Source organism: Candidatus Blochmannia sansabeanus (nom. nud.) (assembly GCF_059935345.1).
Genome location: NZ_CP011795.1, coordinates 467,278 through 482,295 on the forward strand (window position 1 = coordinate 467,278; position 15,018 = coordinate 482,295).

A 15,018-nucleotide genomic window follows, 5' to 3' on the forward strand; every position below is an offset into this window, starting at 1 on the left:
ATCATATAAGTATATCATTTTGAATTACTTATAACTGTTATAACGTTTAAAATTATATATAACTATTCATATTAAAATATCATTTTAATATGAATAAAACTAAATATTTTTCGTGTTACAATCAGACAAAATCTTAACACATACATATTTATTTAATTTAATAGGCAACATTAACTAAATAACTTTTTATTGTCAAAATATATGATGCATAATAATATCATACATATATTATTGTTAAGCAATATATATTTATTAATATACTAGATTTTTATAGTGTATTATTATATTATCTGAAATAGATTATTAAAATTCCAAAAGATACAACCATATTATTAACATTATGTTGATCACAAATTTAATAATAAAATGCTATTTTACAGTCCTTATATAGGTTAATCAAAAACACTATTATTTTAGATTATATATAAACAATCGTCATAAACGTGCTTAATCCATATACAAGTTCATATGGAGTAACTAAATGAAATATGTGATCCAATCAACTATAATATTTAATACTGCAGAATACGTTTTGACATCACTAACTGACTCTAACACATCAGTGAGACTATCTAATTCTGCAGGACGAGTGCTAGAAGAACTTATTAAACAACGAAATATTGATTCCAGCACTCCAGTCACTCGAGATCATTTATTTTCAGTTATATGGAGAGCTTATGGACTCGAACCATCTAACGGCAACTTAAACCAACAAATTAGTTTAATACGAAAAACTTTAACCTATTTTGGGTTAGATCCCTCATCTATTATAACTATTCCTAAACGAGGCTTGAAACTAAATAGCCAATTGACTATAAAACAAATGAGCGACGAAACCCCTTATGTGTCTTCTACTCTACATAAATCTATAGATAAAAACAACAATTTGCCATCTACTTTACTAAATATAAAAACTCATATAAAATACATGATAACTCTTACAACGATGATCGTGATCTTATTAGGTGTTAGTTTTATTTACTTATACACTAAGAAAGACCATATTAAATTATATTGCTGCAAAGAAATAAACTCATGTAGTATTTGCACTTTCCATTCAGAACCAGGATTGGATTGCAGTAGCTGTGCTATACAATGTACTGAAATCACATAATGTAACCAGATTATAACCTAACTTATACAAACTTTATTCCATCAATGTCTCAAGTTCTAAGTTATCAATCAGTAAACTAATAAATATCTATAACCATAATACATCTGAACAACTACCTGTAACTATAAAGTATAATATCCAAGATTACTAGTTTTAATATAAAAAAATTAATAAATATACTTTCATATATTCCTTTAATAACAAGGACTATTTCATAAAAATTTCTATTCATATATATGATACAAACCAGTCAAATTAAAACTAATCCTACCTTTTTATCAAAACTTAAAATATCAACATATGATTGATAATCATTATTATCAATATTATTTTTATAAAAGATTATATTGAAAATATCTAATTCAAATAAACTAATCATTCAAAATATATTATAAAATTACAATCTTCAGAATTAATATAAATATGATATATTTATATTAATTCTGACCATTAACCAAATATAATCTTTATATGAATATAATTGGGCTATAAATATACTTACGTACAGATATAGATACAATATAAAGTTTTGATCAGAAAAAATAAATATATTTAATTTTATTTATTTAACTTAAATACAGTTTGTTTGTATTTATAAAAATTTTTAATTAAATAATATAGAATAAATCATTGCTATATTTGTAATACCATTATGTTCTATATGCTTTATCAATTGATATATTCCGAACAATAAAACATCACTTAAATCCTTTTATTACTTAATTTAATAAATAATTACAACAAAATATATCGACGATTTATATATATAAATTTAAAAAAATTAACTTACAATAACTAAACATACTAACGTATGATAATCGTTCCAGCGTTACTTATCATCATTGATATGTAAAAATTTTAATTATAATCAACATATATACATATCAATTATCTCGATAATTAATCCTGACCAACATAAATAGAGTTCACTTTAAACAAATAACGTTGCGCCTGCACAGATGGATGATGGGATTGTATATATTGGTAAAATTGATCTGGACTAAGCTTGTTTATTTTTTCAATAGCATAACTACGATCAATAGAAAATGTTTTTAACAAAGCACTTAAACCATTTACATAAGCAACAATAATAGCATAACGTCTAGTTTTTAGATTAATAATACCTTCTAATTGTTTTTGTAATATAGATAGATAAGCAGTACCAAGATCAATATTAATAACAGCATTTTTTAATTCATGAATACTAGGCTCTCCTTTCCATCCCTTCAAACGATAAGCATCTCTTCCTGCAGTATCCGCTTTAAGCTGCATTAATCCAACCGCATTAGATTTACTAATCACAACAGGATTATAATTAGATTCTACTTGAATAATAGCCTTCACTAAAGATGCATCGACTCCATAATTAATAGCACAACGATGAATGCAATCATTATATATTGATGATGTAATCATTTTAGGAGAAGTAATCGCTTTGCATCTTAAATCATTAGATAATGTACGCATCATATTATCTTTATTATTTTGTTGGATACAAGTTGTTAAAAATAAAATAATAATTACATGTATTACGCATATCTTCATAATTTTATTATTTTACGGTCAAAATATATATTTATACATATAATATTATGGAACGAGATAATTTCTTATATTTTAAAAATCTGTTTTCTATAATGCTAAAATATATAAAATAGCTATTGATAACATTCATATTAAAATATAAATACATATCTAAATAAACACCGATTTATTATCAATAGTAAAATACACAAAACCTCAACTGTACCATGTAGCAGAAAACATCTCATTTATTAAAAAATCAATACATCCGTAATCTGTATATATATCAAAATAAATAAACATACTACATTATGATCATATACATCGAAAAATTTAAATCGTGCATATATCGCACGATGCACAATATACAATATTCAATTATTTATTAACTCGCTTAGAAAATTGCCTAAATGCTAATAACGTTTCATTGCTAACATGATGCTCAATACCTTCTGCATCTCTCTGAGCAATTTTTTTATTAATTCCCAAATCTATTAGAAATGTTCTCACAGTTTTGTGTCGTATATGATTTTCATCAGCTAATCGTCTTCCTTGTTCCGTTAATAATACTCTACAGTAACGTTTATGTTCAATTAATGAATAAGCGATTAATTTCTTTAGCATTTTTGCTACTGTTGGTTGTGTTACTCCCAATCGTACAGCTAAATCTACCTGACGCGCTTCTCCATATTCTTGAATCAAATCTGAAATCAACTCAATATAATCATCGATCAGCTCACGACGATGTGCTGCTCTAACCTGAATAAATCCTTGTGAATTATCTACTTTTTTCATATAATTTTAAATTATTAGATAATGTCTTTATATAATCTTTAGTTGTAAAAACATATTATTTTCATTAATAAATAATATACTTTTCCAACACATACGGGTTATAATATATTGTTAAAAATAACATTTTTATCATTATACTATTTTATAGTCACATATAAATACAACTTACATTATAATATTCTATATTTATAAAATAAATATATTAAATGATTTATATATAATAAATATGAAATATAATAAACATATAAATAAAATTAACCAATATAACAACTTACCTAAATAAAAAATAAACTTAAATTCTTTACTATACTAGTAAACAAAAATTATTTATAATTATCTATAGTTATTACATATGTTTTTGACAGCTGATTGAATTTAAAAATGCACCAACTTTATCATATTTTATCTATATAATTAATAAAATAATAACACTTAACTTAGCCTAAAAATAAATCAATTACCTTATAATATATATCTACATAACACTATTATTATCTTTATAACATAAATATAATATTATGATATTCGTATTTCATACAAATAAAAATATCTTTTTTCTGAAAAATATCCCAAGTATTTAAATTACAAATAGTATAAATTATTTAATGTATTATTACTAATATATAACATTCACATCATTACATCTTTCTGAACATAAAAGTTGCTATATAATAAAATTTATAATACTATCCGTTCAGCTTTTATAATGAATATGACTAAAAAAATAATATGTTTTAATGTTGAGTTATAGATAACACAAATAATTTAGATTTTATCTCGTAGTAAATATTATGTTACATACCCATCGTAAAAAAAAAGTGATTGTTGGTATGTCTGGAGGAGTAGATTCGTCTGTATCCGCATGGATATTACAACAACAAGGATATAAAGTAGAAGGATTATTTATGAAAAATTGGGAAGATGATGATAGCAATGAAAATTGCACATCAGCATCTGATTTAGCGGATACTTATTCTGTCTGTAATCATTTGGGTATATACTTACATACTATAAATTTTTCTAAAGAATATTGGGAAAACGTATTTCAAGTATTTTTGAAAGAATATAAAATGGGTCGCACTCCCAATCCTGATATACTCTGTAACAAAGAAATTAAATTCAAATGTTTTTTAGAATTTGCGCTTAAAGATTTAAACGCAGATTTTATTGCAACTGGACATTATGTACGTCGTATTGATACGAATCAGGGAACTTGCCTCATGCGTGGTTTAGACAAAAATAAAGATCAAAGTTATTTTCTATATACACTTAGTCATATACAACTTAGGCAATGTTTATTTCCTGTCGGAACGTTAAATAAACCACAAGTAAGAAATATCGCTAAAAAATTAAACTTAATTACAGCAAATAAAAAAGACTCCACTGGTATTTGCTTCATTGGTAAACGAAAATTTAGAAATTTTATTAGTAATTACATACCAATACAACCAGGAATTATAATTAATATACATGGGGATAAAATCGGCACGCATCAGGGAGTACCATTTTATACCTTGGGACAAAGAAAGGGATTAAATATAGGTGGGATCAAACTAGGAAATGGTAAACCATGGTACGTAATAAACAAGGATATAAAAAATAATACGTTAACTGTAGCACAGGAACGTTATCATCCACTTCTCATGTCTGTTGAATTTATCACTAAGCAAACACAATGGATAAAAAGAAACACGCTTACATCACCATTATGGTGCACAGTAAAAACTAGATACAGACATCCAGATGTTCAATGTCATATATATCCTATTTTTAATAATAACCTGAAAGTTGTTTTAAAAGATCCAGTATCAGCAATTACTCCGGGGCAATCAGCAGTATTTTACTTACATGAAAATTGCTTAGGTGGCGGAATTATTGAAAAAACTACCTCTTTATAGTTATACTCAAGTTCTAAAACTTTTTATTCCTCAATAAAAATAGACAATATCTCTTAAAAAAATATTAGCGCAACAGTACATTACCAAATATATTAAATACTGCTATAATTAAAAATAACTCAATCATCATTATCATAAATCTACAATTTCACTGTAGATTTACAAGTTTTGTAAAAGTTTCTAATGTTTACTTAAAACTAAAATTATTTAAATACAAATATTGATAGCCTCACTCATATAAATTAATTAATAATCAACTTATAATTACAATCAATTACAATTTATTATAATTATTTCATACATTTTTAATATTAATGATAAAATGCGCATAATCATAAACATTAAATTTTTTATTATAAATAAATACAAAAGATCTGCAAAATATACATGTTATTTTTTGTAAAAAATAAATTTTCAAAAATCATATAAGTATAAATCTTACATTAGTTTAATTATAAAAGGATAAAAAGTGATCAAATTATCACCTTTAACCGTAGTATCACCTATTGATGGTCGTTACCATAAACAAACTGATTCCTTACGTAGTATTTTCAGTGAATTTAGTTTATTAAAATTTCGAATAAAAATTGAAGTTAATTGGTTACAAAAATTAGCTCACACAACAACTATTAAAGAAATACCTCCTTTTACACAAATCGAATATGACTTTTTAAATAAATTAGTAGTTAATTTTAATATTAAAGATGCAGAACGTATTAAAGAAATAGAACAAATTACTCAGCATGATATTAAAGCAATAGAATATTTTTTAAAAGAAAAAATAAGTATATTACCTAATTTAAAAAAAATAAGTGAATTTATCCATTTTGCTTGTACTTCGGATGATATTAACAATCTAGCATATGGATTAATGCTTACTCACGCAAAAAAAACTCTTATCTTGCCTATTTGGAAACAAATTATTAATGAAATTAAAAAAATGAGTATTAACTATAAAAACATTCCTTTATTATCTAGAACTCATGGACAACCCGCTACTCCTTCTACGATTGGAAAAGAAATGGCTAACATTGCGTATCGATTAATACGTCAATATAATCAATTAAAATCAATAAAAATTTTAGGTAAAATGAATGGAGCTGTAGGAAATTACAATGCTCATACAATAGCATACCCAGAAATAAATTGGCGTAAATTCAGCAAAGAATTTGTTACATCTTTAGGAATTGAATATAACCCATATACAACACAAATAGAACCACATGATTACATTGCTGAATTATCCGACTGTATTACGCGATTCAATACAATATTAATAAATTTTAATAGAGATATATGGGGTTATATTTCACTCAACTATTTCAAACAACACCATAATGAACCTTCAATTGGATCTTCTACGATGCCACACAAAATAAATCCTATAGATTTTGAAAATTCTGAAGGAAACTTAGGATTAGCGAATGCCATATTTAATCATTTTTCTGCCAAGTTACCAATATCACGTTGGCAACGAGATTTAAGCGATTCTACTGTACTAAGAAGCTTAGGAATGGCTATAGGATACGCTTTAATTGCCTACCATAGTGTACTAAAAGGAATTAAAAAATTAACAGTCAATAAACAATACGTATTAAGTGAATTAAACAAGCATTGGCTAATATTAAGTGAAGCTATTCAAACAGTTATGAGACGACATAATATTCATAAATCTTATGAATATACAAAAAAATTTATAGGCAGCACGGATATTAATCCTGAAAAAATAAAAATTTTTATTGAATCACTACCATTACCAAAAACTGAAAAAATACGTTTACAACAAATAACCCCATCTGATTACATAGGTTTAGCAGTAGAAATGGCCAATGAAATTGATGATATAACAATAACAACATAAGTGTACTTATGTTGTTATTGTTATATCATCAATTTCATTGAATTAACATTCCGTCACATAAACTTATGTTTTAATATATATACTGCTGAAAATAAAAAATTAATGTTTACGCTATTTAATATAATCTAATGCAGCTGTCACATCTATTCTAAAAATCGGAAGATACAATATAAAATAAAATCAAAAATAAATATTAACATTGTAACTCACGACACATATAATTAAATTTAATCTCCAAAAAAAATAATCTATAATACAAAATACTAATTCAATCATCCTACACATAATAAGATATATTATCTTATAATAATTCATCATATAATTATGAATATAAATATTTAATATTATTCAATACAACATATATAAATATCAAAATTATCAAATTATAAATATTAAGAATATATATACTATTCATCTACAGTTAATGCTCATATTCTATTTACAACTCAACTATATAATTAAATAAACCATTCTGAATATTGCCCTCTAAAAAAATCACAATTGTAATTTTCATTTTAATATTCTAGAGAAATCATCTTTTTTTGTTTTTAAAACTGTATACCAACTAGTAACTACTCCAAGTAATAATGTTATACCTAAAACCGACAATATATCCCACCCATTTAATTTAACAGGTAAAAAATTAATAAAATAGATTCCTTTTGATAAAATCTTATTTCCTAATAAATCGTTGCAAACTGCAATTAAACTTGTTAGATTTAAGGAGATAAAAATACCTAATCCTGTTCCTATAACACCAGAAATAATATAAATAATTAATCCATACCAAAAAAACACACGTCGAATTAAGATTTTTTGACCTCCTAAAGCACAAATCAGAGCAATATCATAATTTTTATCTTTTATTGATAAAATGAGCGTAGCGATCACATTAAAACAAGAGATAATCATTATTAATATCATTGATAAATATATAATTACACGAACCATTTGAATATCTCTATAAATATACCCATAAGTATCCATCCAGCTTCTTACATCAACCTGATAGTTGAGTATTTTTTCTATTTTACGTGCTATTCTATCAGCAGAAAAAATATCATCAATTTTAATAGCTATCCCTGTAATATTCGATGTTTTATGATATAAATGCTGTATAATATCTGATAAAGACATTACAGCAACACTGCAGTCTAATTGACTATTCAAATTTAATATACCAGCCACTTGTAAACGGATTTTTTTAGATAATAATAATTTATTATCCATACGAAAATTATGAGCAATTATAATAGTAATCCAATCGCCTACCTTAATGCCTAACGCATCCGATATTCCTCTACCTAAAATAATTTGTTCCTTTTTTTCATAAAAATTTTTCCAAGAAAAATTTTTCTCTACAAAATATAATAATGTGTTTTTATTTATTTTTTTCGTTACATCTATGCTCCTAACATAAACCACGTGCCACTTATTATTAAATTCAACAACTCCAGAAAAATTAACATAAGGATTTGCACAAATAATTTCTGGAATGCGGTGGATACACTTCAAAACCGTCAACCAATCAATGATGGATGTACCTACTGACTCAATCTCTACATGCGGAACAATTGCCAAAATACGATGACTTAATTCATATTTAAACCCATTAATAGCACTTAATGCAATTATAGATATCGCGATTCCTATAGTAATGCTAATAATAGCAATTAAAGATACTAAAGATATTAGAACATTATTGTTCGAGCCTCGATGAAATTTTAAAGCAATTTGTAAAGATAATATCATTTTCAAATGTTACCTAAACGATAAGTCCTATGTCAGTATTATTTTACCATCAGATATCGTTAATATTCTATGACATTGCTTAGCCAAAACTAAATCATGCGTTGCAATTAAAAAAGTTGTTCCATAATGAGTATTTAATGTTTTTAGTAATTGAACAATATTACTTGAATTTTTTTCATCTAAATTGCCAGTTGGTTCATCAGCCAATACTAAAGCTGGATTATTTATTATAGCTCGAGCTATAGCCACTCTTTGACTTTCTCCGCCAGATAATTCATGTGGAAAAAAATGAATACGATTTTCTAAACCAACTAATCTTAATATACACCGTGCTTTATTTTTTGCTCGATTAAATCCCATACCTCCAATCAACAATGGCATTGCTACATTTTCCAAAATATCAAAATCTAGTAATAAATGATGGAATTGATAAATAAAGCCTAAACGTTTATTGCGTATCATAGCACGTGCATTATCAGATAATTTATGTAATGCATACCCTTCAAAGAATATCTCGCCTGAAGTTGGTTTATCTAATCCTCCAAGTAAATGCAATAATGTACTTTTACCTGATCCAGATATCCCTACAACAGCAATAATCTCATTAGGTTGTATATTTAAAGTAATACGATTCAAGACTTTAATTAAAAAATTAGCACGACGATAATATTTCGTTAATTGAGCGCAATATAGCAATGGAATATCAGCCATGACGCAAAATTTTTGCAGGATGAATAGAAGCTGCGCGCCATGATGGATACAACGTAGCTAAGAAGACTATCAAAAGCGTTATGAATACGATACCCAAAATTTGATAATATTGTATTTCAACAGGTAATTGTACAGTATCTGGCAATATCTTAAAAAACAATAATATTTGATTTAATTTATTAGATAACAATAATCCTAATCCTGTACCAAATATAATACCTAAAATACCACTGCTAAATCCTTGACTCATAAAAAGCAGTATAACCTGTCGACGAGTAAAACCATATGTTTGCAGCACTGCAATTTCTGTCTGTTTGTCTAATATTAGTAGCGCTAAAAAAGAAATAATATTAAAACCTGCTGCTATTATAATTAAAACTAATAACAAAGACATTACATTTTTTTCTATTTTCATAGCTTGAAATAAAGATCCTTTATACTCTCTCCAGTCCCTCCATACCCAATCCTTATATAATTCTGAATAATGATTATAATAATTATTCAGTAAAAATGGTTTATGTAACCACAAACGCCACCCAGTAACACATTGCGATGGATAACGCATTAACGCAGAAGCGTCAGACTGATGTATTAATACTTGATAAGAATCAACTTCACTAGTAGTAATATAAATATCTAATATCGTAAATAATCGTTGACTAGGAATATAACCAATAGGGGTGATTTGCATAACAGAAGGAATAATTAAACGAATTTGATCATTTATACGTACTTCAAGTTGTTTTGCCAAAGTTGACCCAATAATGACATAATATTTTCCTGGAATTAACCAATCTATATGTTTATTGATTAAATACAGATATAATGGTTCAAAATGATTTGGATCAATTCCTAACATGACTCCAAATGATGCTTTCCTAGGACTCTGCAATATCACATTGGATGTGACCAGTGGCTGCATACATGCTATATTACGTTCCTGACGTAATACTAATTTGGGTTTATCCTCGATGTGTACATATCCTTTTTCAGTAGTAAGTAATACATGAGGTATAAAATTAAGAAGATTTTGTTTTATATCACGCTCGCAACCATTCATGATTGATAACACAGTTATCATTACCATCACTCCTAACATAATGGCAATGCTAGAAATCCAATAAACATTGCGACCAAACTGATCTATTGATCTTCCCAAAATATAACGCAGAGCAATGAATAACACAGTTGATCGATACGTCAAAATTTGCTGTATTACCCCCCCCCATTAATATATTTTTAAATTCTTATATATAATGCAACATTTACCATTAAACGCATATAACGACTACACAACAAATATAGTCATTCTTTAAATTTGATAATCTAATTATCTGCCATAAGATCATGTCTTTAAACCTTTTATAACTTGTAAGCGTCAAACCTTTAATACTATTTTAAAATCTATTCATATCTTATGCAGAATGACTGACAACTCTCAAAATCTCACCAGTCTTAACCGATATTAATTGTAATTCCAAATTTGGTTTATTTGAATTTCCAGAAGCAATACCATATAAAACATAATTCGCTTGCAAATAATTTGCAATTTTTATAGAAAAATTATAAGTGTTTCTATTATCTTCTGGAAACACGCCTAATTTTCTATATACAGAATATAATGTCTCTATATCAATAACATTATACTTTTTAGTATTCTCTACAATACATTTAATTAATATATTTGTGACATTATTAGTTTGAAAAATACCATCAGTGTTATTTTTTATAATATTTACTAACAATACACTACCGCGCTCAATGTTATCAAAAAAAAATACATTCTGCAGCATATTTAATAAAATTGGTTTCCAATGAATTAAGTTAATGTAAGATGGTACTGATAATGCAGGTTTTGTATTATGCATAGGTACGCAATCATGACTGCATAAACCAATAATACAATGTACAGAAATTATACTAATCACTAGACATATCATCTTTTCCCCATAAATGGGATATGTACTATTAATAATGAATTTAATACTATTTTTCATAATAATTATTATATAAAAATATAAATTTTTATTAAACGCATTATCATGTTACTCTCTACACATCAATAAACGTATATTTAAATTCTTATATAACATAAAAAATTTGCCTGTTATAAAAAAAATACTAATTTTAACAATTAATTTCTGATTAAACTATAATACACAATTACTCTATTACTTATTTCTGCAATAAAGGACCTAAAGGCATTCCTCCTAATAAATGCATATGAAGATGATAAACTTCTTGACCAGCATGATGGTTACAATTAACTATTAAACGATAACCTGAAGAATGTATATTTTTTTGCTTAGCAATTTTTGCTGCCACCACAAATAATCTTCCTAATGTTATCTCATCATTAGTTGAGACATGATTAACGGTAGGAATTAATACATTAGGGACAATTAATATATGAACAGGCGCCTTAGGGTTTAGATCATAAAATGCAGTCACTAGTTCATCTTGATATAAAAAATCAACTTTTACTTTTTTTTTAATAATATTTATAAAAATATTCTCTTCTTTCACGATGTATCCTATTACTTAAAAAATTATATAAATACTACAATAATTTTCGACCGCATTAGCCAACTTCCTATTCTTAATATAGTACAACACAAATACTATATCTATTTTTAGATTATTAAATATTATACTATATTATAATTATACAGTAAATTAATTACGATATTAATTAAATTATATTCAATATAGCATAATTACTACGTTCTACTGTTCGTAATAATATGACATTAATAATCTATCTGGAATATCTATTCAACATATTTATATTATTTTTTATATCACAAGTGAAACAAGGTTCGAAAATTAACTGTAGTAATCAACGCTAACTCATCTATATTAATATGCTTTACAAGTGCTATATGATTGGCAATTTCATATATATAAGCTGGCTGATTCTCTTTCCCTCTATAGGGAACAGGAGTTAGATAAGGAGAATCAGTTTCTAATAATATACGATCCAAGGGAACATATTTAATTACTTCTTGAATCATATAAGATTTGCTAAATGTTACCATTCCAGAAAAGGATATATAAAAATTAAGATTTAATAACAATCTCGCAGTATCTATATCTTCACTAAAGCAATGTAACACACCACCACACTCTTCTGCCGATTCTGCGCGCAAAATAGCGACAGTATCCTGACAAGCAGCACGACTGTGCACAATAACTGGCTTCTGTACTGCTCTAGCAATACGAATATGCTCCCGAAACGCTTCTTTTTGTTTTTTCTTATTATCTATATCTAATCTTAATTTATGATAATAATCCAATCCAGTTTCACCTATAGCTACTACATTTCTTCTAGAAGATAAAATATATAATTTCTCTTTATTAAAATTATTAGAACAATGTATATACGTAGGATGCACCCCACAAGAAAATACAACGTCATTTCTATCCCCAATTAACTCAACCATATGATTATAATCTGACATAGCGACACTAACTGATAAAACTAATTTGACTCCTCTTTTTTTAGCTTTATTCAGTACATCTGAAACATCTTTATGAATATTCTGATAATTTAATTGATTCAAATGACAATGAGAATCTACTAAAAACATAATGTCATATACTCCATGCATGAAAACAAGATTCAACAATATCTTGTTTCCAATTTAACAAGCGATAAGTCAGTAATAATTCACGGTCAATATTAGTAAATTTCTGAAAATAACACAGCAATGCTAACCATTGTCGTAATTGACGACTTAAGGACGAAACGCTCCAATAATCTGCAATAACAATAATCAATTCTATTTGATCTAAATTTGTGATAAATCTTTGATTTATTCCGTGTTTCCATTTTAACGCATCTGCAAGTACAGTAATAAACCAATATAAATGTGTATTATTTCGACAGATATTTAAAAATGGTACAAGTTTTAAAAAATCTTTGTTTATAATACTATAATATATAGATTTACATAATTCTAATCGTTTTTTCCACATCCCTAATTTAAACATAGCTTCCGCTTCTATAGGAGCTCCATTGCACAAACGTAATGCACATTGTGCCAATGCAATATCGTCTATTTCTTCCTGTTGCTGCATTAACCACTGTATTCCAAGTGATTCATTTGGAGGCATAATTGACCATTTCATGCATCGACTCAAAAATGTTAATGGTATTCTCATATAATCTCGAGTTTTAAAAAAAAAATAAGTATGCATTGGAGGTTCATCGAGTGTTTTAAGCAATACATTAATAGATTGATCAGTTAAATATTCTACATACTTTATAAATATAATTTTTACTCTACTTTGATAAGCGTGACGATATATAGAATTAATACAAGCACGCATAATATCAACACCTATAATTTGAGTATTATTTTCAGGATTTATTTGATAATAATCAGGATGATTACCTAAATTCATTAACTTGCAATTACGACAAACATTGCAGTATCGAGTTTCTCGAGGATTAGAACAACTTAACCATCGTACAATAGCATAAATCAAAGCATCTTCTCCATTATCCCATTTAGAATTTAAAAGTAATGCATGATGTCCTCTATTTTTTTGATAAGAATTCAATATTCTACTATAAATAATATCCAACCAGGGATACCATCTCATTATAACTCACTCCTGGAGTGTATTAACCACCAATCTAAATATTTGTAAATAATAGCAGAAACTTTTTCTACACTTTGAGAAGCATCAATCATAATAATATTTTTTTTTTCAGAAGCTAGTTTCTTATAACAAGCACGCACACGAGCAAAAAAACTTAAAGGCTCTTGTTCAAGACAATCTAACATGATTCTATTCTTTATTCGAGATACACTTAATTCTGGAGAAATATCAAGATAAAATGTTAAATCTGGATATAAGATACTTGTAACCTTATCAGATAAAACATGTAACAATAGCCAATCCACACCCCTACCACCTCCTTGATATGCCTGAGACGACAAATCATATCTATCCCCAATTACCCAATAACCTCTAGACAAAGCTGGTTTAATTACATTTCTTACTAATTGAAACCGCGCAGCATATATCATCAATAATTCTGATATATTATCGATTGGCTCACTTACAGGTCCACCATATTTAATAAACACACGTAATAAATCTGAAACTGGCGTACCCCCTGGTTCATGAGTGGTTACAACATTTACAATCCCACATTTATTTAAATACTTAATTATTTTATAAACAACAGTTGTTTTCCCGGCTCCATCTAATCCTTCGATTGTAATAAACTTATTACCCACGTCATACCTTATATCAAAATTATTAATATTATTAATAGCATACTTTTATTATTCATTAAAGTTATAAAATTTATGTATTTATATATGCATATACATTCAAAAATAATAAAA

13 protein-coding genes are annotated in these 15,018 nt (G+C 26.6%); 3 read left to right on the plus strand and 10 right to left on the minus strand.

Translation table 11 applies throughout. From position 1 onward, the window contains the following. Positions 1–481: 481 nt before the first annotated feature. Positions 482–1,114, plus strand: a complete 633-nt coding sequence (locus tag Bsans602_RS02010) for a winged helix-turn-helix domain-containing protein (RefSeq protein ID WP_500836872.1) — start codon at positions 482–484, stop codon at positions 1,112–1,114. 900 nt (positions 1,115–2,014) lie between these two features. On the opposite strand, the gene Bsans602_RS02015 is transcribed toward Bsans602_RS02010, so the two are convergent. Next, the gene (locus tag Bsans602_RS02015) at positions 2,015–2,659 is read right to left on the minus strand and encodes a transglycosylase SLT domain-containing protein (RefSeq protein ID WP_500836873.1); all 645 of its coding nucleotides are present in this window, start codon (positions 2,657–2,659) and stop codon (positions 2,015–2,017) included. Positions 2,660–3,016: 357 nt separating this feature from the next. After that, complete coding sequence (gene mntR / locus Bsans602_RS02020; protein ID WP_500836874.1) at positions 3,017–3,433, minus strand: manganese-binding transcriptional regulator MntR; 417 nt, start codon at positions 3,431–3,433, stop codon at positions 3,017–3,019. Positions 3,434–4,224: 791 nt separating this feature from the next. On the opposite strand from mntR, the gene mnmA reads away from it, so the two are divergent. Both mnmA and purB read left to right on the plus strand, forming a co-directional pair. Further along, the gene (gene mnmA, locus Bsans602_RS02025; protein WP_500836875.1) at positions 4,225–5,331 is read left to right on the plus strand and encodes a tRNA 2-thiouridine(34) synthase MnmA; all 1,107 of its coding nucleotides are present in this window, start codon (positions 4,225–4,227) and stop codon (positions 5,329–5,331) included. Between the two features lie 472 nt (positions 5,332–5,803). Next, positions 5,804–7,192, plus strand: coding sequence for an adenylosuccinate lyase (gene purB / locus Bsans602_RS02030; RefSeq protein ID WP_500837390.1), 1,389 nt, complete (start codon positions 5,804–5,806; stop codon positions 7,190–7,192). A 510-nt stretch (positions 7,193–7,702) separates the two neighbouring features. On the opposite strand, the gene Bsans602_RS02035 is transcribed toward purB, so the two are convergent. The 8 genes from Bsans602_RS02035 to tmk form a co-directional block, all read right to left on the minus strand. Then, positions 7,703–8,944, minus strand: a complete 1,242-nt coding sequence (locus Bsans602_RS02035; RefSeq protein ID WP_500836876.1) for an FtsX-like permease family protein — start codon at positions 8,942–8,944, stop codon at positions 7,703–7,705. Positions 8,945–8,971: 27 nt separating this feature from the next. Next, positions 8,972–9,655 (minus strand): ABC transporter ATP-binding protein, encoded by a 684-nt coding sequence (locus tag Bsans602_RS02040; RefSeq protein ID WP_500836877.1) that lies wholly within the window; start codon positions 9,653–9,655, stop codon positions 8,972–8,974. Further along, positions 9,648–10,841 carry a lipoprotein-releasing ABC transporter permease subunit LolC gene (gene lolC / locus Bsans602_RS02045; RefSeq protein ID WP_500836878.1) on the minus strand — a complete coding sequence of 398 codons (1,194 nt, stop codon included), beginning with the start codon at positions 10,839–10,841 and terminating at the stop codon, positions 9,648–9,650. The genes Bsans602_RS02040 and lolC overlap by 8 nt, the downstream gene beginning before the upstream one ends. Positions 10,842–11,070: 229 nt before the next feature. Beyond that, positions 11,071–11,652 (minus strand): LpoB-related protein, encoded by a 582-nt coding sequence (locus Bsans602_RS02050; RefSeq protein WP_500836879.1) that lies wholly within the window; start codon positions 11,650–11,652, stop codon positions 11,071–11,073. Between the two features lie 178 nt (positions 11,653–11,830). Next, positions 11,831–12,181 carry an HIT domain-containing protein gene (locus Bsans602_RS02055; RefSeq protein ID WP_500836880.1) on the minus strand — a complete coding sequence of 117 codons (351 nt, stop codon included), beginning with the start codon at positions 12,179–12,181 and terminating at the stop codon, positions 11,831–11,833. Positions 12,182–12,456: 275 nt separating this feature from the next. After that, on the minus strand, positions 12,457–13,245 hold the full coding sequence (locus Bsans602_RS02060; protein ID WP_500837391.1) for a YchF/TatD family DNA exonuclease: 789 nt from the start codon (positions 13,243–13,245) through the stop codon (positions 12,457–12,459). 4 nt (positions 13,246–13,249) lie between these two features. Further along, a complete protein-coding gene (locus Bsans602_RS02065) occupies positions 13,250–14,263 on the minus strand; it encodes a DNA polymerase III delta subunit-related protein (RefSeq protein ID WP_500836881.1) in 1,014 nt (337 codons plus the stop codon). Then, a complete protein-coding gene (tmk, locus tag Bsans602_RS02070; protein WP_500836882.1) occupies positions 14,263–14,907 on the minus strand; it encodes a dTMP kinase in 645 nt (214 codons plus the stop codon). Before tmk ends, Bsans602_RS02065 begins: the two co-directional genes overlap by 1 nt. Positions 14,908–15,018: the final 111 nt, after the last annotated feature.

What these genes read in the sequence shown, in the direction of transcription:
- Bsans602_RS02010 (WP_500836872.1), top strand. Translation starts at nt 482, where the DNA reads ATGAAATATGTGATCCAATCAACTATAATATTTAATACTGCAGAATAC.
- Bsans602_RS02015 (WP_500836873.1), bottom strand. Translation starts at nt 2,659, where the DNA reads ATGAAGATATGCGTAATACATGTAATTATTATTTTATTTTTAACAACT.
- mntR (WP_500836874.1), bottom strand. Translation starts at nt 3,433, where the DNA reads ATGAAAAAAGTAGATAATTCACAAGGATTTATTCAGGTTAGAGCAGCA.
- mnmA (WP_500836875.1), top strand. Translation starts at nt 4,225, where the DNA reads ATGTTACATACCCATCGTAAAAAAAAAGTGATTGTTGGTATGTCTGGA.
- Bsans602_RS02035 (WP_500836876.1), bottom strand. Translation starts at nt 8,944, where the DNA reads ATGATATTATCTTTACAAATTGCTTTAAAATTTCATCGAGGCTCGAAC.
- Bsans602_RS02040 (WP_500836877.1), bottom strand. Translation starts at nt 9,655, where the DNA reads ATGGCTGATATTCCATTGCTATATTGCGCTCAATTAACGAAATATTAT.
- Bsans602_RS02050 (WP_500836879.1), bottom strand. Translation starts at nt 11,652, where the DNA reads ATGAAAAATAGTATTAAATTCATTATTAATAGTACATATCCCATTTAT.
- Bsans602_RS02060 (WP_500837391.1), bottom strand. Translation starts at nt 13,245, where the DNA reads ATGTTTTTAGTAGATTCTCATTGTCATTTGAATCAATTAAATTATCAG.
- Bsans602_RS02065 (WP_500836881.1), bottom strand. Translation starts at nt 14,263, where the DNA reads ATGAGATGGTATCCCTGGTTGGATATTATTTATAGTAGAATATTGAAT.